Source organism: Paracoccus bogoriensis, from assembly GCF_019431455.1.
Classification (GTDB): domain Bacteria; phylum Pseudomonadota; class Alphaproteobacteria; order Rhodobacterales; family Rhodobacteraceae; genus Paracoccus; species Paracoccus bogoriensis.
Genome location: NZ_JAHYSR010000093.1, coordinates 1 through 217, shown reverse-complemented (window position 1 = coordinate 217; position 217 = coordinate 1). Strand labels below are relative to the sequence as shown.

Annotated in this window: 1 pseudogene; it reads left to right on the top strand. The window is 51.6% G+C overall.

The annotated features are described in order from the left end of the window. Nucleotides 1–21: 21 nt before the first annotated feature. A pseudogene (locus tag KY389_RS15600) lies at nucleotides 22–217 on the top strand (transposase); the annotation flags it as partial.

The following is a 217-nucleotide window of genomic DNA, read 5'->3' as shown; positions in this document are numbered from 1 at the left end:
TGAGAACAAGGAGAACAGACGATGCGCAAATCACGTTTTACCGAAGAACAGATTGTCGGGGTTTTGCAGGAGTATGGTTCAAGCGTTAAGCGATTGATCCGGGGGATCAATCGTAGCGCAGAACGGGGCGAAGGTCTCGAAGCTGTGCCGCAAGCATGGCATGTCGGACAAGACGCTTTACAAGTGGAAGAGCAAGTATGGCGGGCTTCAGGTTTCA